Source organism: Streptomyces sp. NPDC043427, assembly GCF_056436655.1.
Map to the genome: position 1 here is coordinate 149,038 of NZ_JBWKCC010000020.1, position 22,135 is coordinate 171,172.

General features: G+C 69.8%; 14 protein-coding genes. 4 read left to right on the forward strand and 10 right to left on the reverse strand.

Annotated features, from left to right (window positions below; translation table 11 throughout):
- Window positions 1-20: 20 nt before the first annotated feature.
- On the reverse strand, window positions 21-4,961 hold the full coding sequence (locus AC067M_RS28665; RefSeq protein WP_478699920.1) for an NAD-glutamate dehydrogenase: 4,941 nt from the start codon (window positions 4,959-4,961) through the stop codon (window positions 21-23).
- 577 nt (window positions 4,962-5,538) lie between these two features.
- Between AC067M_RS28665 and AC067M_RS28670 the strand changes: the two genes are divergently transcribed.
- Window positions 5,539-6,105, forward strand: a complete 567-nt coding sequence (locus tag AC067M_RS28670; RefSeq protein ID WP_478699921.1) for a DJ-1/PfpI family protein — start codon at window positions 5,539-5,541, stop codon at window positions 6,103-6,105.
- Between the two features lie 84 nt (window positions 6,106-6,189).
- Here the strand turns inward: AC067M_RS28670 and AC067M_RS28675 are convergent, their stop codons facing one another.
- Window positions 6,190-6,855, reverse strand: coding sequence for an HAD family hydrolase (locus AC067M_RS28675; protein ID WP_478699922.1), 666 nt, complete (start codon window positions 6,853-6,855; stop codon window positions 6,190-6,192).
- A 496-nt stretch (window positions 6,856-7,351) separates the two neighbouring features.
- A complete protein-coding gene (locus AC067M_RS28680; RefSeq protein WP_478699923.1) occupies window positions 7,352-7,867 on the reverse strand; it encodes a DUF6912 family protein in 516 nt (171 codons plus the stop codon).
- Window positions 7,868-8,606: 739 nt separating this feature from the next.
- On the opposite strand from AC067M_RS28680, the gene AC067M_RS28685 reads away from it, so the two are divergent.
- Entirely contained in the window at window positions 8,607-9,062 is a 456-nt protein-coding gene (locus AC067M_RS28685) for an Rv3235 family protein (protein ID WP_478699924.1), read from the forward strand.
- Between the two features lie 96 nt (window positions 9,063-9,158).
- On the opposite strand, the gene secA is transcribed toward AC067M_RS28685, so the two are convergent.
- On the reverse strand, window positions 9,159-11,972 hold the full coding sequence (secA, locus tag AC067M_RS28690) for a preprotein translocase subunit SecA (protein WP_478699925.1): 2,814 nt from the start codon (window positions 11,970-11,972) through the stop codon (window positions 9,159-9,161).
- Between the two features lie 245 nt (window positions 11,973-12,217).
- On the opposite strand from secA, the gene AC067M_RS28695 reads away from it, so the two are divergent.
- Both AC067M_RS28695 and AC067M_RS28700 read left to right on the forward strand, forming a co-directional pair.
- Entirely contained in the window at window positions 12,218-12,787 is a 570-nt protein-coding gene (locus AC067M_RS28695; protein WP_478699926.1) for a GNAT family N-acetyltransferase, read from the forward strand.
- Between the two features lie 247 nt (window positions 12,788-13,034).
- Complete coding sequence (locus tag AC067M_RS28700) at window positions 13,035-14,207, forward strand: winged helix-turn-helix domain-containing protein (protein WP_478699927.1); 1,173 nt, start codon at window positions 13,035-13,037, stop codon at window positions 14,205-14,207.
- A 39-nt stretch (window positions 14,208-14,246) separates the two neighbouring features.
- On the opposite strand, the gene AC067M_RS28705 is transcribed toward AC067M_RS28700, so the two are convergent.
- The 6 genes from AC067M_RS28705 to mtrA all read right to left on the reverse strand — a co-directional run bounded on the left by AC067M_RS28705 (window position 14,247) and on the right by mtrA (window position 21,888).
- Window positions 14,247-14,993, reverse strand: a complete 747-nt coding sequence (locus AC067M_RS28705; RefSeq protein WP_478699928.1) for a response regulator — start codon at window positions 14,991-14,993, stop codon at window positions 14,247-14,249.
- Between the two features lie 201 nt (window positions 14,994-15,194).
- Complete coding sequence (gene hpf / locus AC067M_RS28710; protein ID WP_037675250.1) at window positions 15,195-15,887, reverse strand: ribosome hibernation-promoting factor, HPF/YfiA family; 693 nt, start codon at window positions 15,885-15,887, stop codon at window positions 15,195-15,197.
- Window positions 15,888-16,203: 316 nt separating this feature from the next.
- Window positions 16,204-17,121, reverse strand: a complete 918-nt coding sequence (locus tag AC067M_RS28715; RefSeq protein ID WP_478699929.1) for a ComF family protein — start codon at window positions 17,119-17,121, stop codon at window positions 16,204-16,206.
- 166 nt (window positions 17,122-17,287) lie between these two features.
- Complete coding sequence (locus AC067M_RS28720; protein ID WP_478699930.1) at window positions 17,288-19,129, reverse strand: LpqB family beta-propeller domain-containing protein; 1,842 nt, start codon at window positions 19,127-19,129, stop codon at window positions 17,288-17,290.
- Window positions 19,119-21,197 carry an MtrAB system histidine kinase MtrB gene (gene mtrB, locus AC067M_RS28725; protein ID WP_478699931.1) on the reverse strand — a complete coding sequence of 693 codons (2,079 nt, stop codon included), beginning with the start codon at window positions 21,195-21,197 and terminating at the stop codon, window positions 19,119-19,121. Before mtrB ends, AC067M_RS28720 begins: the two co-directional genes overlap by 11 nt.
- Window position 21,198: 1 nt before the next feature.
- Window positions 21,199-21,888: a two-component system response regulator MtrA gene (gene mtrA, locus AC067M_RS28730; protein WP_187281934.1), complete on the reverse strand. Its 690-nt coding sequence runs from the start codon at window positions 21,886-21,888 to the stop codon at window positions 21,199-21,201.
- Window positions 21,889-22,135 lie beyond the last annotated feature (247 nt).

A 22,135-nucleotide genomic window follows, 5' to 3' on the forward strand; every position in this document is an offset into this window, starting at 1 on the left:
GCGCCCACACCGTCGTACCCCTACGAATGCGACCGCAGCAACGTCCGCATCGTCCGCATCGCCACCGACAGGTTGGCCAGGTCGAACGAGTCGGAGCTCTGGATCTCGTCCAGAGTCGTACGCGCCCGGCCAAGGAGCGCCGCGTTCTTCTCCTGCCACGCCGTGAAGCGCTGCTCGGGAGTGGACGTGCCGTTACCGACGGCCAGGACCTCCGCCGTCAGCGACGCATGCGCCGCGTAAAGGTCCTCGCGGATGGAGGCGCGGGCCATGGACTGCCAGCGGTCGGCGCGGGGCAGCTCGATGATGCGGTCCATGAGCTGGGTGATGTGCAGCCGGTCGGCGAGGTCGTAGTAGACCTCGGCGACGTCCAGCGGCTCCCGGCCCATACGGTCGGCCACCGACACGATGTCGAGCGCCGGGAAGGCGGAGGAGAACCCGGCCACGCGGGTGGCCAGCTCGTCCGGAACGCCGGCGCCCGTCAGCTCGTCGTGGATCTTCTGCCACCACTCCTGGTCGGCGCCGCGCAGCAGCTTCGGCAGCTGCGACCACACCTGCTCGACGCGCTCGGCGAAGAAGCCGACGGTCTCGGCGAGCTGCAGCGGCTGCGGCCGGTTGTTGAGCAGCCAGCGCGTGCCGCGCTCCACCAGACGGCGCGAGTGCAGGCGGATGCGGGTCTGGACGTCGGCGTCGACCTGGTTGTCGAGCGTCTCGACCGCGTCCCAGACCTCGGCGGAGCGGAAGATCGCGCGGGCCGCGGTCTGCGCCCGGACGATTTCCTCCAGGGAGGCACCGGTCTCCTCACGCAGGCGGTGCAGGTACGTCGTACCGCCCGTGTTGACCGTGTCGTTGACCAGGACGGTCGTGGTGATCTCACGGTGCAGCGGGTGGCCGTCGACGCGGTCGGCGAACTGTTCGCGCAGCGCGGTCGGGAAGTAGCAGTGCAGCAGACCGCGCAGGTAGGGGTCGTCGGGCAGCGAGGTGTGCAGCAGCTCCTCGGCGACCGTGATCTTCGTGTACGCCAGCAGGACGGCCGTCTCCGGACTGGTCAGGCCCTGGCCCTGGCTGAGGCGCTCGCGGATCTGGCGGTCGGTGGGAAGGAACTCCAGGGCCCGGTCGAGGTGGCCCTCCCGCACCAGGTGGCGGATGAAGCGCTGCTGGGCGTGGAGCATGTCCTTGGACTGGGCGAGGGCGTTGGCGATCGCCGTGTTCTGCGCGTAGTTGTTGCGCAGGACCAGCGCGCCGACCTCGTCGGTCATCTCGGCGAGCAGCTTGTTGCGCTGCTTGACGGTCATGTCGCCGTCCGCGACCAGGCCGTTGGTCAGGATCTTGATGTTCACCTCGTGGTCGGAGGTGTCCACGCCCGCGCTGTTGTCGATGGCGTCCGTGTTGATCCTGCCGCCGCGCAACGCGAACTCGATCCGGCCGAGCTGGGTGAGCCCCAGGTTGCCGCCCTCGCCGACGACCTTGACCCGCAGGTCTGCGCCGTCGACGCGGATCGGGTCGTTGGCCTTGTCGCCGACGTCGGCGTGGGTCTCGGTGGACGCCTTGACGTACGTACCGATGCCGCCGTTCCACAGCAGGTCCACCGGCGCCTTGAGGATGGCCTTCATCAGGTCGGCCGGCGTCATCTTGGTGACGCGCTCCTCGATGCCGAGGGCCTCGCGGACGTGCGCGTTGACGGGGATCGACTTCGCCGTTCGGGGGAAGATTCCACCGCCGGCCGACAGCAGTTCGGTGTTGTAGTCGGCCCAGCTGGAGCGGGGCAGGTCGAACAGGCGGCGGCGCTCGGCATAGGAGGTGTCCGCGACCGGGTGCGGGTCGATGAAGATGTGCCGGTGGTCGAAGGCGGCGACCAGGCGGATGTGCTCGGAGAGCAGCATGCCGTTGCCGAAGACGTCACCGGACATGTCGCCGATGCCGACGACCGTGAAGTCCTCGGCCTGCGTGTTCACGCCCAGCTCGCGGAAGTGCCGCTTGACGGACTCCCAGGCGCCGCGGGCGGTGATGCCCATGCCCTTGTGGTCGTAGCCGGCCGAGCCGCCGGAGGCGAAGGCGTCCCCGAGCCAGAAGTTGTACGACTCGGCGACCTCGTTGGCGATGTCGGAGAACGTCGCCGTGCCCTTGTCGGCCGCGACCACCAGGTAGGTGTCGTCCTCGTCGTGCCGGACGACGTCCGGCGGCGGGACGACCTCACCGGCGACCATGTTGTCGGTGAGGTCGAGCAGGGCCGAGATGAACGTCTTGTAGCTGGCGATGCCCTCGGCCAGCCAGGCGTCCCGGTCCACGCTCGGGTCCGGCAGCTGCTTGGCGACGAAGCCGCCCTTGGCGCCGACGGGCACGATGACGGTGTTCTTCACCATCTGCGCCTTCACCAGGCCGAGGATCTCGGTGCGGAAGTCCTCACGCCGGTCGGACCAGCGCAGACCACCGCGCGCGACCTTCCCGAACCTGAGGTGCACGCCCTCGACGCGCGGCGAGTACACCCAGATCTCGAACGCCGGGCGTGGGGCCGGCAGGTCCGGGATGGCCTGCGGGTCGAACTTCATGGAGACGTACGCGTGCGGCTTCCCGCCCGCCGCCTCCTGGAAGAAGTTCGTGCGCAGCGTCGCCTTGATCACGGTGAGGAAGGACCGCAGGATCCTGTCCTCGTCGAGGCTCGCCACCTGGTCGAGGGCGGCGTCCAGCTCCTCCAGGAGCGCGTCGACGATCTCCATCCCGGCGCGCTGGCGCTCCGGGGACATCCGCGCCTCGAAGAGGGAGACCAGGAGTCGGGTGGTGTGGACGTTGGTGCGGAGGGTGTCCTCCATGTAGTCCTGGCTGAACGTCGAGCCCGCCTGACGCAGGTACTTCGCGTACGCCCGCAGCACCATCGCCTGCCGCCAGGTCAGCCCGGCGCCCAGCACGAGGGCGTTGAAGCCGTCGTTCTCCGCCTTGCCGGTCCAGGTGGCGGCGAAGGCCTCCTGGAACCGCTCACGGCCGTCGTCGCCGAGGTAGTCGCCGTTGCCGCCGGCCAGCGCCCTGGGGATGCGCAGACCGAAGTCGTAGATCCAGGCGACGCTGCGGTCCGAGCAGCGCAGCTCGTAGGGCCGCTCGTCCATCACCTCGACGCCGAGCCGGTTGAGGACCGGCAGCACGGCGGAGAGGGAGACCGATTCGCCCTTGCGGTAGATCTTGAAGCGGCGCTCGTCGGGTCCGGCGCCCACCGGCTCGTACAGGCTGAGGGCGAAGTCGTTGCCCTCCTCCTCGCTGAGCCGTTCCAGGTTGCACAGGTCGGCGACGGCCGCACGCGGGGAGTGGTCGGCCTTGTAGCCCTCGGGGAAGGCGTTGCTGTAACGGCGCAGCAGTTCGGCGGCGCGCTCCTCGCCGAGTTCGGCGTTCAGCGCGTCCGAGAACCCGTCGCTCCAGGAGCGGGCGGCCTCGACGAGCCGTGCCTCGATGCGGTCCTTGTCGGCGTCGCTGAGCTGCTCCAGCTCGGTGCCCTGCGGGACACGGACGACGAAGTGCAGCCGGGAGAGGATCGACTCGGTGTTCCAGGCGGTGAAGTCGACGCTGGTACCGCCGAGTTCCTCCTTGAGGATGTCGATGATCCGCAGCCGGACACCGGTGGTGTAGCGGTCGCGGGGGAGGTAGACGAGGGCGGAGTAGTAGCGCCCGTACTCGTCCTGGCGGAGGTAGAGCCTGAGGCGCCGGCGCTCCTGGAGGTAGAGCACGGAGGTGACGATGGCCTGCAGCTCGTCGACCGGGGTCTGGAAGAGCTCGTCGCGCGGGTACGTCTCCAGGATCTGCAGCAGGTCACGCCCGTCATGGCTGTTGGGCGAGAACCCGGCGCGCTCCAGCACCTCGTCGACCTTGCGGCGGATCACCGGGACCCGGCGGACGGACTCGGTGTAGGCGGCGGAGGAGAACAGGCCGAGGAAGCGGCGCTCACCGACGACGTTGCCCTGCTCGTCGAACTTCTTGACGCCGATGTAGTCCAGGTACGACGGCCGGTGCACGGTGGCGCGGCTGTTCGCCTTGGTCAGGACGAGCAGATTGTGCTCACGGGCCTTGGCGCGGGCGTCCGCGGGCAGCCGCTCGAAGGACGGGCTGACCGGGTGGCTCTCGTCGCCGGAGTGGTGCGGGTCGGAGCGCAGGATGCCGAGGCCGGTGCCGGGCACAGCGGCGAGGGAGTCGTCGTCTCGCAGCTTGTACTCGCGGTAGCCGAGGAAGGTGAAGTGGTCGGCGGCCAGCCAGCGCAGCAGCTCGCGGGCCTCCTCGATGTCCAGCTCGCGCAGGTCGGAGGCGACGGGCTCCTTGGGCAGTTCGTCGGCCATGCGCAGCGCCGCGTCCCGCATCTTGTCCCAGTCCTCGACGGCCTCCCGGACGTCGGACAGGACGCGCAGCAGATCGGCGGTGATCTGCTTGAGGTCGCCGCGGTCGGTCTCCCGGTCGATCTCTACGTGGATCCAGGACTCGATGTGCGCGTCGTGCGGGAGGTCCTCCTCACGAGATGCGCCGAGCACCTCGATGAGCCTGCCGGTGACGTCGCGGCGGACGACGATCTGCGGGTGGATGACGACGTGGATGCCGCGGCCCTGGCGGGTCAGCTCGTTCGTCACGGAGTCCACGAGGAAGGGCATGTCGTCGGTGACGACCTCGACGACGGAGTGGCTGCACGTCCAGCCGTTCTCCTCGACGGTCGGGGTGTGGACCCGGACGTTGGCGGTGCCCTGTGGGCGGTTCTCGGCCAGCCGGTAGTGCGAGAAAGCGGCTCCGAAGATGTCGACCGGGTCGCGGTCGCCCAAGTCCTCCGGGGCGGTGTGCAGGTAGTAACGCTGGAGGAACGCGAGCACACTGTCCCGGTCCGGGGTGCCCTCGCTCGTGGTCCCGGTGGGAAGGTGCCCCCCGACCGGGCTGTTCTCAGCGACCCGAGCAGCCCTCTCCAGCAACTCGGCCTTGGCTTCGTCCAGCTTGGTCTGCATTGTCCTCTGGCTCCTGTCGCGCGCCGTTGCGTGACGTAGAAGGAAGTACGGTCTCCGCCCTTCCGACGTACCGCCGCGACTCGGGGTGTCCGGTCTGCTTCGACGCTATGCCGCAAGGGGAGATGAGCGGGGAGATATGAGCCATTTTTGAGCTGCCCCACGGGTGTGACGCTGCTCTCTGCGACGCATCGTCCCCAGGGGTGCTCGGCGTCCTGGGAGCTCTCGAGGCCCCGTCCCGCCCGCGACGACCAGCGACCGCCACCCGGTCACGGAGATGATCCGTGCTCACCGGGCGCAGGGCAGGGGCAGCAGCGCCCCCGCGAGCTATCGCGCTGATCACGCCACCAAGGCTATCGCTCCTTCCGGGGGCCCCGTCATGAGCCGTATGTGTACAAAACCAGGTGGGGAAGTTTGACGTTCTGCACAGGGACGGGGCCGGTGCCCTCGTGCAGGGGGTGTGAAAACTCGACGCCGGTGTCCGCGCCGGGGCACCCTGAAAGTGACCGGGACTCTTGGCAGGGTCGCCCCCGAGAGGCACGTTGCCAGGAAGCCACGGTCCTGAGGGGAGCGCACCGACATGACAGCGAAAATCCTCATCGTCACCGGCGACGCGGCGGAATCCCTGGAAGTCCTGTACCCCTACCAGCGCCTCCGCGAAGAAGGCTACGACGTCCACATCGCAGCCCCCGCCCGCAAGAAGCTCCAGTTCGTCGTCCACGACTTCGAACCCGGCTTCGACACCTACACCGAGAAACCCGGCTACACCTGGCCCGCCGACCTCGCCTTCTCCGAGGTGGATCCCGGTCAGTACGTGGCCGTCGTCGTCCCCGGGGGTCGCGCCCCCGAGTACCTCCGCAACGATCCCGAGCTCCGCAAGATCCTCAAGTCGTTCTTCGACGCGGACAAACCGGTCGCCCAGATCTGCCACGGTCCCCTCCTCACCGCCGCGATCGACAGCCTCAGCGGGCGCCGCGTCACGGCGTACCCCGCGCTCGAACTCGACATGCAGACCGCCGGCGCCACCTTCCAGGACGCCGAGGCGGTCGTCGACGGCACCCTCGTCTCCTCCCGCGCCTGGCCGGACCATCCCGGCTGGATGCGCGAGTTCCTGAAGGTGCTACGGGTGAAGGCGCCGGTGAACTGATCCGACGCGCCTCCCGCGCTCCATGGCGCGGCGGCTTCGGGCCCGCGCCATGGGGTGCGGCGGCGTGCCTCGCGCCGCCGGTGCTCACGCCGCCAGTCGCTCGGCCTCCGCCACGGCCTCCTCCAGTGTGTCCACGACGGGCGCGCCCACCCCTTCGAGACTGGCCCGGCTGTGCGAGCCCCCGGTGTACAGCACGGCCTGCGCCCCTGCGTGGCGTGCGGCGACCGCGTCGTCGGCGGCGTCCCCGATCACCACCGTGCGTCTCGCCTCCACCCCCCTGAGGGATCCGAGGTGGCGCACCATGTGCTCGGCCTTGCTGCCCCCGGAGGGCCCTGTCCGTCCGTCGACCCGTATGAAGTGCTGCTCGATCCCGAACCCCCGCACCAGCGGGACGAGCTCGTCGTGCACGTACATGCTGAGGATCGACTGACTCCGGCCGGCCGACCGCCACCCCGTGAGCAGCTCCACCGCGCCGGTGGTGAGCGCGCACGCCACCCGATGCTCGGCGTAGTACCGGTGAAAGGTGTCGTCCATGACCTCCCACTCGGCATCGGTCGGCAGCCGCCCGATCAGCCGCTCATAGAACTTCGGCACCGGCACGCAGTACAGCGCGCGGTACTGCTCCAGCGTGATGGGCTCGATGCCCAGCTCGGCGAACGCGGCGTTCGTCGCGCCGATGATCGCCTCGTTGTCGTGGAACAGCGTCCCGTTCCAGTCCCAGACAATGTGTGCGGCTCCGTGCTTCCCCATGCGCAAAAACGTACCCGCCACCACTGACAATCAAGAGGACCCGCGTCACGGTGCGGATGCGAGCTGCGACACCCGGGGTTCACCGGGGCGCATCCCCCGGGGCACAGCGGAGCACGCCGAGGGACCCGACGTCGACACCCGGCGGGGGCCGGCCTCCATGACTGGCGAGGCCCGGCATCGACACCCGGCGGGGCCCGGCCTCCATGACTGGCGGGCTCGGCCTTCGCGGTAGGCGGGGCTCGACCTCCACGACGGCTGGGCTCAGCTTCTACGACCGCCCAGCTCAACCCCGACCGCCGGCATCGGCCCTCACGACCGCCAGGCTCAACCTCCAGGACCGCTCAGCTCAACCCCCGACCACCGGGCGCGGCCTCCACGATTGCCGGGTTCGATCTCGAAAGACCGCCGGGCTCACCCCCCACGACCGCTCGGCTCAGCCCACGACCGCCGGGCTCACCCCCCACGACCGCTCAGCTCAGCCCACGACCGCCGGGCTTCAGTCCCCCAGTCCCACCAGGTTCGGGATCTCCTGCGTCGCGTACCAGAGCAGCTCGTGGTCCTCGGCTCCGTCCACGACGAACTGTGCGTCGTCGTCACCGCCGTCCGCCGCGTCCAACGCCCGCGCCGCCGCGGCGACGTCCGCTTCCGCGTCGCCCGCGTCCAGGTGCACGGCGGCCGCCTTCGCCAGCGACACGGCCCCGGCGACCCGCACCTCGCCGAGCGCGGCAGGGTCGAGCGCCCGGTCGGGGTCGGAGGTGGCAGCGCGGTCGGGTACGTCGACGGCGACGACGACACGACGCCGGGCCGCAGCCGGGTCCGCGGCGAGCAGCCGCAGCGAGGCCAGTGCGGCCCGGTTCAGTGCCGCGTACTCGAGCTCCTCCAGGTCGTCGGAGACGTACCACTCGCGCAGCGCCGGCGTGACGGCGTACGCGACGAGCGGCGCGGCCCCCAGCTCACCCGTCTTGTACGCCTCGGCGAGACCGGGAAGGGTCAGGGGGACGTAGACGCGCATGGCTGCCGCTTTCGTGGTCGAGGACTCCGCTTCAGGCCCCTGGGAGATCGGCGGACGCCTCCCGGAGGGCCTTCAGGATACGTGCGGGCGTCCCCTTTCGAGTCCCTGCCCACTCCCTCCCAGACGTCCACTCCACGCCCCGGAACTCACCCGGCCCACCCCCACCACCACGGGCTTCCGCCCACCGCGATCACCCTGATAGGTGAACTTCCCGGCCCCCCGCGCCACGCCCCCGCTTCCTTGCCGCCGCCCCGTCCGGACCCGTACAAGATCCCCAGCAGCAAGTTACTGCCCGGTACATCCCGGGCCCACCGAACGGGATCCCCCCATGAACAAGGTCATGACCAGGGCACAACACCCCCGGGGCAACCGCCCGCCCGTCCCCCACGACGCCGCTCACCCCAACGCCTCCGCGCCTCGCCCACCGAGCACCCCCGACGCCACAGCGCCCCGCACACCGGACCCCACTCCTACTCGCCCGTCAGGGACTCGCCCATCGGGCTCGGACGCCGCCGTGCGCCGCACACCGGGCACCATCGCGCCCCGTACCCCGAGCGCCACCTCAACCCCCGCACCCGCCGCCCCTCCCCGCCCCCCGGGCGGCGGCAGGCCCCGCACGGCACCCGGCGGTGGCCGCCCACCAGGCCACTCGAAGGCGGCCGGCCGCGCACGTACGCGCCCCGCGGACACCCGCCCGGCGTCCGGCCCGGGCCGAGGCGCGACGGCCGCCGGAAGGGCCGTGAACGCCGCAGGAACCATCGCCGCCACCACTGCCGACGCCGAGCCGTACGTCACCGCTCCCGACACCGACCCGCGCGTCCCCGCCCAGTCCCCCCGCCGGCCCCTCGCCCAACTCCGCCCCACCGACGTCTTCGCCGACCGCCTCCTCGCGGTACTCAGCGGCCAGCGCCCCGTCCACTACATGCTCGGCCTCACCGCGGGCCGCGCCTACGACGAACTCGCCTGGCTCGCCGAACGCGGCCCCCTGCGGACCACCCGAGGCTCCCGCCCCGTCATCCGGGACATCGGCTACGAGAGCCCCCGCCCCGGCGCCATCGAGGCCTTCGCACGCATCGGCGCCGGCGACCGGCTGCGTGCCATGGCCTTCCGCCTGGAACTGGGCCGGGACCGCCGCTGGCGCTGCACGGCGGTGGAACTGGGCGGCCCGCGCAGGCCCAGCCCGGACGACGAATGACGACGGAAGGGCTGACGGCTGACGGCTGACGCAAAAAGGGCCGGGCACCCTCAGGTGACCCGGCCCTTCCACAGCTACGGCCCAGCGGCCGCACCGTCACTTCTTGCGGCGACGCCCGCCCTTGGCCTGCTTGCGCCGCTCCGCGCGCGTGAGGCCGTCGGCTTCGGAACGTACCGGCTCCTCGTCGTCGGCGAAGTCACCCTCGACGACACCGCCCTCACCGTCCACGGTCGGCGCCGAGAAGTGCAGGTCCCGCCGCTGCGGGGCGTCCAGCCCCTTCGCACGGATCTCGGGACGGGAACCCGCCTGCGCCGGAACCGCGTCCTTCGGTCCCTCGGCCGCCGGCTTGGCTTCCTCGACCGGGACCTCCTCGACCTGCTGCTCGACCTGGACCTCCAGGTTGAACAGGTAGCCGACGGACTCCTCCTTGATGCCGTCCATCATCGCGGCGAACATGTCGAAGCCCTCGCGCTGGTACTCGACCAGCGGGTCCTTCTGGGCCATCGCGCGCAGGCCGATGCCCTCCTGGAGGTAGTCCATCTCGTAGAGGTGCTCGCGCCACTTGCGGTCCAGGACCGACAGCACGACCCGGCGCTCCAGCTCACGCATGATCTCGGAGCCGAGCTGCGCCTCACGCGCGTCGTACTGCTCGCGGATGTCGTCCTTGATGGACTCGCCGATGAACTCGGCGGTCAGCCCGGCCCGGTCGCCGGCCGCGTCCTCCAGCTCCTCGACGGTGACCTTCACCGGGTAGAGCTGCTTGAAGGCGCCCCACAGCCGGTCCAGGTCCCACTCCTCGGCGAAGCCCTCGGCGGTCTCGGCGGCGACATACGCGTCGATCGTGTCGTCCATGAAGTGGTGGACCTGCTCCTGCAGGTCCTCGCCCTCCAGGACACGGCGCCGCTCGCCGTAGATGACCTCGCGCTGACGGTTGAGGACCTCGTCGTACTTGAGGACGTTCTTACGGGTCTCGAAGTTCTGCTGCTCGACCTGCGACTGGGCGGACGCGATCGCGCGCGTGACCATCTTGTTCTCGATCGGCACGTCGTCCGGGACGTTCGCCATCGACATCACGCGCTCGACCATCTGCGCCTTGAACAGACGCATCAGGTCGTCACCGAGGGACAGGTAGAAGCGGGACTCGCCCGGGTCGCCCTGACGGCCGGAACGACCGCGCAGCTGGTTGTCGATACGACGCGACTCGTGCCGCTCGGTGCCCAGCACATAGAGGCCGCCGAGCTCCTCGACCTCGTCCTTCTCGGCCTTGACGGCCTGCTCGGCCTTCTCCAGGGCCTCGGGCAGGGCGTGCGCCCACTCCTCGATGTGCTCCTCGGGGTCGAGGCCGCGCTGACGCAGCTCCGCCTCGGCGAGGTCCTCGGGGTTGCCGCCGAGCTTGATGTCCGTACCACGGCCGGCCATGTTGGTGGCCACGGTGACGGCGCCCTTGCGGCCGGCCTGGGCGACGATCGACGCCTCACGCTCGTGGTGCTTGGCGTTCAGCACCTCGTGCTGGATGCCGCGCTTGCTGAGCTGCTGCGACAGGTACTCGGACTTCTCGACCGACGTCGTACCGACGAGGATCGGCTGGCCCTTCTCGTGCTTCTCGGCGATGTCGTCGACGACCGCCTCGAACTTCGCGACCTCGGTGCGGTAGATCAGGTCCGACTGGTCCTTGCGGACCATCGGCTTGTTCGTCGGGATCGGGACCACGCCGAGCTTGTAGATCTGGTGGAACTCGGCGGCCTCGGTCATCGCCGTACCCGTCATGCCGGACAGCTTGCCGTAGAGGCGGAAGAAGTTCTGCAGGGTGATCGTGGCGAGCGTCTGGTTCTCGTCCTTGATGTCCACCCCTTCCTTCGCCTCGATCGCCTGGTGCATGCCCTCGTTGTAGCGGCGGCCGGCGAGGATACGGCCGGTGTGCTCGTCGACGATCATGACTTCGCCGTCGATGACGACGTAGTCCTTGTCCTTCTTGAAGAGTTCCTTGGCCTTGATGGCGTTGTTCAGGTAGCCCACGAGCGGGGTGTTCACCGACTCGTAGAGGTTGTCGATGCCCAGCCAGTCCTCGACCTTGCTGACACCGGACTCGTGGATGGCGACCGTGCGCTTCTTCTCGTCGACGTCGTAGTCGCCGGTCTCCTCGAGGCCCTTGAGGGGGTTGCCCGCCTCGCCCTTCTTCAGGCGCGTGACCAGCTTGGCGAAGTCGCCGTACCACTTGGTGGCCTGGTCGGCCGGGCCGGAGATGATCAGCGGCGTACGGGCCTCGTCGACGAGGATGGAGTCGACCTCGTCGACGATGGCGAAGTTGTGGCCGCGCTGGACGAGCTCGTCCTTGGACCACGCCATGTTGTCGCGCAGGTAGTCGAAGCCGAACTCGTTGTTCGTGCCGTAGGTGATGTCGCAGTTGTACTGCTCGCGGCGCTGGGCCGGCGTCATGTTGGCGAGGATGCAGCCGACGGTGAGGCCGAGGAACCGGTGGACACGGCCCATCATCTCGGAGTCGCGCTCGGCCAGGTAGTCGTTGACCGTGATGAGGTGGACGCCGTCTCCGGAGAGGGCGTTCAGATACGCGGGCAGCGTGCCGACCAGGGTCTTGCCCTCACCGGTCTTCATCTCGGCCACGTATCCCATGTGCAGGGCGGCGCCGCCCATCATCTGGACGTCGTAGTGCCGCTGGCCGAGGACGCGCTTGGCGGCCTCACGGACCGTGGCGAACGCCTCGGGGAGCAGGTCGTCAAGGCTCTCGCCGTCGGCGTACCGCTGCTTGTACTCATCGGTGAGGGCTCGCAGCTCGGCGTCGGAGAGGTCGACGAAGTCCTCTTCGATGGAGTTGACCTGGTCCGCGATGCGGTGCAGCTTGCGCAGGATCTTGCCTTCGCCTGCACGCATGATCTTCGAGAGGACGGACACGGGGGTTGGTCTCCTTGCCGGTCGGGCCTGGGACGGTCGGTTTCCATTTGACTTACTGAGCAACGGCCATCGTATGCGAGGACCCCACCGCGTCGGGAGGCCCGCACATCCGCTTCAAAGGGCACAACGGCCGGGGCCCTCTGATGGTGCCGCGTACCACCGACGAATTGCGCGAAATGTGATCGCTCGCTCACCCAGCGCAAAAGGGATTGGCGGCGCGGCGCACCCCCGAGCAGAATCGGCCGATGGAACCCGTGACGCTCACCACCGACCGTCTCGTCCTGCGCACGGTCGGCCCCCAGGACACCGACGCCGTGTACGCCGCCGCCCAGGACCCCGACATTCAGCGGTGGACGACCATTCCCTCCCCGTACCACCGTGAACACGCCGAGAGCTTCACAGAACAACTGGTCCCGGACGGCTGGGCCGACTCCTCGATGTTCACGTTCGGCGTCTTCCTCCCCGAAGGGGAGTTGGTGGGCATGCTCAGCCTCACCATGCGCTCCCTGGGCTCCGCCGAGATCGGCTTCTGGGCCGCCAAGGAACACCGCGGCAACGGCTACACCGCCGAGGCCGCCCTCACCGCCTCCCGCTGGGCCTTCACCCATCTCGCCGTGGACCGCGTCGAATGGCGAGCCGAAGTCGGCAACACCGCCTCCCGCGCGGTGGCCGAACACACCGGCTTCACCATCGAAGGCACCCTCCGCTCCGCCATCAACAACAAGGGCATCCGTCGAGACTGCTGGGTGGGCTCCCTACTCCCCTCAGACCTGAACCTCCCCTCAACGGCCCCGTACCTACCGGCCCGCACATAACCGCCCACCCACAACCGCACCCACCGCCCAACCACTCGACTGGTCATCGAGCACGCGCGCTGCCCAACCACCCCACTGGTCCGCGGGCACGCGCAGCGCTCAGCCACGCCGCTGGCCCGCGGGCAGTCGTGCCGCTGGGGCGGCACGGGTGGGCGCGGACGGAACCCCGTAAGCGCCGGGCTGCGCGGCCCACCCCCGCCCGGCGCCAACCCGCCCACTGTCAGACCCACCCCCTATCGTGCGACCCATGACGACCCCGCGCCCCACAACCACCCTCTCGGCAGACGAAGCCCGCCGCATCGCCCTGAAAGCCCAAGGCTTCCTCGGCGCCCCCGACCGCCGCTCCGGCGTCCGCGGCGTCCTCCGCCATCTGGGCGCGGTCCAGCTCGACACCATCTCCGTCCTCGCCCGCTCCCACGAACTCATCCCCTACGCCCGCCTCGGCGCAGTAGGCCGCAGAACAGTCGAGAGCGCCTACTGGCAGGACACCCACGCCTTCGAGTACTGGTCCCACGCCGCCTGCATCCTCCCCATCGAGGAGTGGCCCCACTTCGCCTTCCGCCGCCGCGCCTACCGCAACCGCCCGCAGTGGAACCACGACCTCCCCGACGGCACCTACGACCAGGTCATCAAGCAGCTCCGCTCCGAGGGCCCCCTCACCGCCACGGAGTTGGGCGGCGCGAAGAAGACCAGCGAGTGGTGGGACTGGTCGGGCACGAAGGTCGCCGTCGAACGCGCCCTGATGTACGGCGAAGTGGTCTGCGTCGAACGCCGCGGCTGGAAGCGCGTCTACGACCTCGCCGAGCGCGCCGTCCCCGAAGCCCTGCTGCACGACGAGCTGGACGACACCGAGTGCCTGCGCCGCCTGGTCCGCCTCGCCGGCCAGTCTCTCGGCGTCGGCACCCGCGCGGACATCGCCGACTACCACCGCCTCAAGGGCGATCAGGTCGACCAGGTGATCGCCGACTCGGGCCTGATCCCGGTGACGGTCGAAGGCTGGGGCAAGCCCGCCTGGGCCGACCCGGCGGCCCTGGAGACACCCCCGCGCGGCCGCCACCGCACCACGCTGCTGTCCCCGTTCGACTCCCTGATCTGGGAACGGGCGCGCACGGAACGCCTCTTCGGCTTCACCCACCGCCTGGAGGCCTACGTCCCCAAGCCGAAGCGTGTCCACGGCTACTTCGCGATGCCGGTCCTCGCCGGCGGCCACCTCGTCGGGCGCGTGGACCCGGCCCGCGAGGGCCGCACCCTGGTCGCCAAACAGATCACCCTGGACGGCCCGAACGCGGTCCCGGCGGTGGCGCAGGCCCTGGCCGAGGCGGCGAGCTGGGTGGACTGCACGGACGTACGCGTGGAACGCGTGGCCGCCCCCGAGCTGCGTGAGCCTCTCACCAGGGAGCTCACCCGCATACTCGCCTGAGCCTCGGCCTCGGCCTCGGCCTCGGCCTCAGCCCAGGGCTCACCGGATCTCGAGGATCTTCTCCCGCATCGCGTAGACCACCGCCTCCATCCTGGAGTGCAGCTGCAGCTTCTCCAGGATGTTGCGCACATGGTTCTTCACGGTGTTCTCGGAGATGAACAACTCCTTGGCGATGTCCCGGTTGTTCATTCCGGTGGCCACGAGCTTGAGGACCTCCAGCTCACGGTCCGTCAGCCGTGGCGCGGGCACCAGCCGGCGCTCGTCCGTCCGCTGGATCATCGACTTGAACTCGGTGAGCAGCTTCGACGCCATGGAGGGGCTGATCTGCGACTGCCCGTCGGCGACCGCGCGAATGGCGGTGGCCACCTCGTCCGTGGAGATCTCCTTGAGGAGATAGCCGGTCGCGCCGGCCTTGATCGCGTCGTAGAGGTCGGCTTCCTCGTCGCTGATCGTCAGCATGATGATCTTCGCGCTGGGAGCCACCTCCTTGATGGAGGTGCACGCCTCGATACCGCCGCGCTTCGGCATCCGTACGTCCATCAGAATGATGTCGGGCAGCAGGTCGGCGGCCTTGTCGACGGCCTCGGCGCCGTCGCCCGCCTCCCCGACGACCTGGATGTCCTCCTCGGCCGCGAGCACGATCTCCAGGCCACGGCGGAACAGAGCATGGTCGTCCACCACCAGGACTCTGATCGGCTCCTTGCGTGGAGTGCCCGCGTCCGGGCCCACACCGACGACGCCCTCGTCGGCATCTCGGTCACGCATCGGTCCGAAGCTGTCCGCCATCGTTCCTCCCCCTGAGGCTGTGGCCGTGGTGCTGCGCCATCGCCAACCCAAGGCAACGACCCACCCGTTGAGTCGATGCGGCCATGATTCCATGCCCGGACGACAACACGGTGACAACCGGTGCGCGTAACGGGCGCACACGGGTGCCCCTGGGGGCGCACATGCGCTCCAGGGGCACCGCCTCAGCTGTCACCAGGAAGGTCAGCCACCCAGTGCGCCGCCCGCCTCGGGCGAGTGTGCGTGGGTGACCATGGTGTCCGTCCTGAGATGGATCACGCCGTAGTCGTACGCGTGCCGTCGGTAGACGACAGCGGGTTCCTTCGTCTCGGAGTCGACGAAGAGGTAGAAGTCGTGCCCGACCAGCTCCATCTCGTAGAGAGCCTGGTCGAGGGTCATCGGAGCGGCGACGTGGGTCTTCTCCCGCACCACGAGGGGTCCGTCGCCCTGCACTTCGAGCGAGCCGATCTTCTTCGTCGGCACGCTTTCCGTCTCTTCCGCCGGGACGGGGTGGCCGTTGCCGTTGAGCGTCGCCACTCCCGGAACGTGGTCGGCGACCTCTGCCGCCGTGAGCCGGCGTGCCCCCCTGCGCGTGTAACGCTTGTCGTGCTGCTTGCGCAGCCGCGCGTCCAGTTTCTCCGCCGCCAGGTCGAGTGCCGCATAGGGATCGCTGGCTGCCGCCTCCGCCCGGATCACCGGACCGCGGGAGCGGAGCGTGATCTCCACTCGGTCGCAACGGTCGGCCTGTCGGGGGTTCGGCTCCTTGGACACCTCGACATCGAGGCTGATCACCTTGGCATCGAGCCTCTGGATCTTCTCCAGCTTCAGCTTCTCGGCCACGTGCTTGCGGAACCGCTCGGGCACTTCGGTCTTGCGGCCCTTGACGACGATGTCCACGCAGAACTCCGTTCCCGGGTCGCTCCGCTTCGTTGACGGAGCATCTCCCTTTTGCACCAGGCTCCGGTGATCCCCGGAACCTCAGGACTCGGTGACGTCCACCTCCTGCTCCCCCATGGGCAAGATCTCCACCCCATGTGCTGTGGGCGGTTACGGAAAACCCCAGCACGGCATTCGGACAGAAGAGGTGTGGCCTGCGGCTTTCCCTCTCAACCGAACATATCTCGCCCGGACGGATGTCGTCACCCTCTACTGCGGCGTACCTCCGTTCAGGTGAATTGGCCCTCTCATTACCTGCAACGATGCAAGTTCACTGTCAGTTCCGGTTCATTTCGAAAGAATCTGACATGGCCGCGACCACAGCCGCACGGATCACAACACCGCCGCCGTTCACTCCTGCCATTCCGGGCTCGGCACCCTCCCGGTCCGTGCTCCCTTCCGTGGCTTCCGCCATCCGTTCCCTTCTGCTTTCCCATGCCACACCCGCATACACAGACCTCACCCCATCGAGACCGGCCGAGTTCGACCCCGCCTCCCGTCCATACGCTCTCGACCGCGGCCCCGTCTCAGCACGGCTTTGAACCGTCGCCGCCCGCACGGCCCGCGCCGCCTCCGTCAGCGAAGCCCCCGTTGTCATCAGGTCGTCGACGAGCACGACCCGACCGCCGGAAAGCAACCGGGCCCCGCCGGGCACCACGGTCAGCGCGCCCGCGAGATTGTCCAGCCGCTGCCGGGAGTTGAGCCCCGACTGGTCGGCCACGGCCCGCCGCTGTCGCAACACCGCCAGCACCCGGGCCGGTGTCCCGGCCCGTCGTAACTCGCCCGCCGCCGCGAGCGCGATCCGCCGCGCCGAATCCTGCCCCCTGGCCCGCACCGCCGCACGCGCGGACGGAATGGGTACGAGCAGCACTCCCGCTCCCGGTGCCGTCAGCGCCCGCGCCTCCGCGAGCCCAGCCCGCACCGCTCCCGCCAGCGCCGTGCCGAGCGGCCCCGCGAGCGACAGGGCGCCCCGTTCCTTGTGAGCCAGCAGCACGGCCCGCACCGCGTCCCCGTACCGGGCCGCCGCGTGCACCACCGGCAGCCCGGGCGGTTCCGGCGCCGGCCGCACCCGGCGCGGTACGGCCCCGCTCAGGGCGGCACGGCACTCAGGGCAGAGCACCGTGCGAGGCCTGCCGCAGCCTCCGCACTCGGTCGGCAGCACCAGGTCGGTGAGGTCCTGCCACAACCGCCGCATGCCCTCCACTGTGCCAACGCCCGCGCCGACCGGCCACCCCTGTGGAAAACCCCCTGTGGAAAACTCCACGCATTGCCCACACGACGCTCACCCACACGAGTGCGGCGAACAAAACGGCCGCCTCCGGCCCGAACCCCCGGGACAGAAGCGGCCGTCTCCTCGGCACTCACCCCGGATAGACCGGGCCCGACCCTTCCTTGACCACCTTCTGCCACTGCGCCCCGGACGGCAGTCGTACGATCCCGTCCAGCGAGTAGGCCACCAGCGGCGCCCGGTCGTCGTCGGCCGCGGCGATCTCCTGCACCCCGGTCAGCGCGGCGGGCGCCGGCCCCTCCGGTGTGGAGCCGTCGACCTGGACGTACCGCATCTGCTGCACGCCCCCCTGCTCCTGCCCGACCACCACGAGCCGGCTGTCACCGGCCCACGACATGGTCGTGACCTCTTCCAACTCCGGTGCCGCGGACCTCAGTTCGAGGACCGAGATCACCGGCCGCTCCGTGTCCTTCCCGTCGCGCTCGATCCGTCCGATGAGCAGGGACTGCTTGCCGCCCTTCTCCACGACGAGCGCGATCCGCACCCCGTCCGCGGCCAGCCGCACGGCCTTGATCCGCCCGTCCAGCCCGGGAGTGCGCACCTCCAGCGGTTCACCGGCCCCGTGGCGCAGCGCCACCAGCCGCGGGTGCTTGGGGTCCCGGTCGGCCACCCACAGATCACCCTGCGCGTCCCAGCTGGGCGCCGTCAGCCGGTCGGTCTCGGTCCTGCCCTGGCTGCGCAGCACCGGCTCCTCGTCCGCGGAACCACCCGACACCGTCGCGCCCACGTACAGTGCCTTGCCGTCGAGGCCGACCCCGGCGGCGGACTGCTCGTCCCGCGACACCGCCACCGACCGCAGCGCCTTGTCTCCCTCGCCCAGCGCGCCCGGCACCCGTTCGGCCTTCGTGCCGCTGCTGGCGCTCGCGATCCGTACGAACCGGTGCTCACCGTCGAGGAAGTACAGGTACCCCGGACGTTGCGTCGACCCGCGCGCAGCGACGTCCACGGCCCGTTCCTCGGCGAGGGAGCACAGCTGCTTGTCGCCCGCCCGCAGCGCCACGTCGTCCACCGCGGGGGTGAGGTTCTGCAGCGTGAACAGGAGCTGGGCCGCCATCTCGTTGCACTGGCCCTCACCGATCCGGGCGGCCTTCCCGTTCAGCGGCACGGTCAGCTTGCCCTGGTCGTCGGGCGTCAGCGAGGTGACGCCCTTCTTGAGCTCCGTCCCGGTGGGGAAGCTCGACCGGACGACGTGCTGGAGCCATGTGGTGGGTCCCTTGAGCAGGGAGACCACCGCCTGGGTCATGGGGTTGACACGACGCCGTACGAAAACCGGATCGGCGACGGCCGTCGGCTCCGCCAAGGCCGCAACCGTGGCGTTCGAGGCGAAGTAGTACTTGTTCACGGACATGTAGTTCCGCTGGAAGTCCGACTTGCCCATGACCACGCCCGGGGGCAGGGCGTCGATGCGCCACTGCCTGGTCTTCTTGTCCTTCGTGAGGTGCACCGGCTGGTTGTACGGCCCGGAGGCGGGCGCGTACGACTGCTGGGCGTCGACCGCGGCCACCTTGGTGCCGGTCAGCGTGAAGGAGTACTCGTTGCCGTCCTCCCGGCCCCCCGAACGGTCGGCCTCGGTGCCCGGCCCGTCCGCGAGCACGGTCGTCGACTGCTCCGGGCGCCAGACCTTCGCGGCCTGCCCGGTCAGATACTGGCGGGCCGTCGCATACTTCGGATCGTCACTGGTCAGCGCCTCGAGGAAGCCCTGGACGATCGCGGAGGGAGGCGCGTCCTTCGAGGGCGGCATCGCGAAGACCCGCAGCTGGGTGTCCTGCCGCGGCGTGGACTCGACGTCCCGCAGATCCCCGCTGTCGGGCATCGACGCACACCCCGCCAGCAGTACGACCCCGCAGGCTGCGTACGCCAGCGCGCGCCCGCGCCCCGGCGTACGCCGGGAGCCCCCCTCGCGGTCAGCGCCCACGAAATGCCTCCCCATGCTGGTTCGAGCCCTCCGGCCCGGTGTCCGCGCGGCCCGGGTTCGCGCCGCGTTCGGTGTCCGTGGCGGACCGGTCGTCCTGCCGTCGTGTGCCTCCGCCGGGCCGCGGCACCACGCGCGCGCCGTTGCCGGGCAGCGCCGTCGGGTCCGCCGTGGGTGTCACGGTGGCCAGCCGCGGCGTGATCGGGTCCCGCGAGGTGATCGGTGAAGACTTGCCACCAGCAGGCTGCGCCGGCACGGTGGCCGACTTCTCCCCGCCCCCACGCGGCAGGCCGGCGTCATCGAGTCCACGATTACGACGTGAGTCCTTGGGCTCCAGCGGTATCGGCGAGCCCCGCAGCGGCTCGTCCGCGGTCCGCGGCAGCGTCAACCGGAACTGCGAGCCACCGCCCGGCTCGCCCCAGGCCTGCAGCCAGCCGCCGTGCAACCGCGCGTCCTCCAGGGCGATCGACAGCCCGAGTCCCGTACCGCCGGTGGTACGCGCGCGTGCCGGGTCGGCCCGCCAGAAACGGCTGAAGACCCGGGTCGCCTCACCGGGTTTGAGCCCGACTCCATAGTCGCGCACGGCGATCGCGACCGCCCCGCCCGCCGCGGCGAGCTTGACGACGACGTCCCTGCCCTCGCCGTGCTCGACGGCGTTGACGACGAGGTTGCGCAGCACGCGCTCCACGCGCCGGGCGTCGGCCTCGGCGACGACGGGCTGCTGGTCGCCCACGACCCGTATCGTCGTCCCCTTGCGGTCGGCGAGCGGCTCGGCGCCGCTGACGACCCTGCGGACGACCTCCCTGAGGTCTATCGGCTCGGCCTCCAGCGCCGCGGCTCCCGCATCGAAGCGGCTGATCTCCAGCAGGTCCGCGAGCAGCGTCTCGAACCGGTCGAGCTGGTCGGCGAGCAGCTCCGCCGACCGCGCGGTCACCGGGTCGAAGTCCACCCGCGCGTCGTGGATGACGTCGGCCGCCATCCGCACGGTCGTCAGCGGCGTCCGCAACTCGTGCGACACGTCCGACACGAACCGCCGCTGCATCCTCGACAGGTCCTCCAGCTGCTGGATCTTCAGCTGCAGGTTCTGCGCCATCTTGTTGAAGGCCTCGCCGAGCCGCGCGATGTCGTCCTCGCCGGTGACCTTCATCCGTTCCTGCAGACGGCCCGCAGAGAGCCGCTCGGCGATCCCCGCGGCCATCCGCACCGGCGTGACGACCTGACGCACCACGAGCCAGGCGATGGCCCCCAGGAGCACGACCACGAAGAGCCCGGCGGTCGCCAACGTGCCCTTGACCAGGCTGAGCGACTTCTCCTCCTGCGTGAGCGGGAAGAGGTAGTACAGCTCGTACGGGTCACCGTTGGGGTCGTTGACCTGCTTGCCGATGACCAGCGCCGGCTGGGAGTCCTTCTGGTTGCTGTAGATGATCCGCGTGTAGCTCTGGGCGGCTGAGGTGTTGTCGTTGATCCGCTCGCGCAGGGCTTGCGGCACGCTCTTGTTGGGGTCCACGAAACCCGACGCACGCGGCCCAGGTCCGCCGCCGCTGTCGTCACCCGCGGGCAGGGTCACCACGTCGAAGGCGCCCTGACCACCGCTGGAGAGCGACGACACGAGGCTGCTCATCCACCCGGTGAGGTTCTGCGAGGGCCGCCCGTCCACCGTGGAGGCATCGCCGTCGGTCCCGGCGGCGGCCTCGTCGGCCTTCTGCTTGGCCACCGCGAACCCGCCGGTGGCCTGGCTCTGCGACGCCTTCACCTTGGCGTCCAGCAGCCCGTTGCGCACCTGCCCTATGACGACGAAGCCCAACAGCAGAACGACGCCCAGCGACATCAGCAGCGTCGTGACGACGACCTTGAGCTGGATGTTTCGCCGCCACAGCCGCATGACGGGCAGCAGCGGCCGGCGCACCCACCGCAGGAAGAGCCGGAGAACCGGGCTGCCCTGGACTCCGCCCTGCAGCAGCCCGCCCTCCAGGAAACGTCCCCAGCGCGAACCCGCCGTCTTCCGGCCGACAGGCCGCTCCGGACGGGCCCCGGACCGGCCGGGGGCCGAAGCGGCACTGTCCCCTGACATGTCAGCTCGGCCCTGCCTTGTATCCGACACCACGAACGGTCACCACGATCTCCGGCCGCTCCGGGTCCTTCTCGACCTTGGAGCGCAGCCGCTGCACATGCACGTTCACCAGACGGGTGTCCGCGGCGTGCCGGTAGCCCCACACCTGCTCGAGCAGCACCTCACGCGTGAACACCTGCCATGGCTTGCGCGCGAGCGCGACCAGCAGATCGAACTCCAACGGCGTCAGCGCGATCGACTGCCCCTCCCGCTTCACCGAGTGACCGGCCACATCGATGACCAGGTCCCCGATGGCGAGCTGCTCGGGCGCCGGCTCCTCCGACCTCCGCAGCCGCGCCCGGATACGGGCGACAAGCTCCTTCGGCTTGAACGGCTTCACGATGTAGTCGTCGGCACCCGACTCGAGGCCCACGACGACATCCACGGTGTCGCTCTTGGCGGTGAGCATCACGATCGGCACACCCGACTCCGCCCTGATCAGACGGCACACCTCGATGCCGTCCCGGCCGGGCAGCATCAGATCCAGCAAAACCAGATCCGGCTTCGCCTCCCGGAAAGCGGCCAGCGCCTTGTCGCCGTCAGCTACGAAAGACGGTTCAAAACCTTCACCACGCAGCACAATGCCGAGCATCTCGGCCAGTGCGGTGTCGTCGTCGACGACAAGGACTCGTCCCTTCATAAACGACATCATCCCATTCTCGTAACAGTGACCGGGGCGCTGGTGGGGAAGGTCACTGGCCTGTGACGATAGTCGTATGGGGCCGTCACTGTCTGCCCGAGTCCGACGACGTTGATGTCAGCACCGATATCAGCCTGGCCGCAGGGGGACTGCTTCCGCGCCGCCTTGTTCCGCACATGACCACCCGCAGAGGGATCTTCCCCTTGGCGGGTCTCGGTCGACCACGCAGAGCTACGGAGATGTACGCCGCTACAGGCAT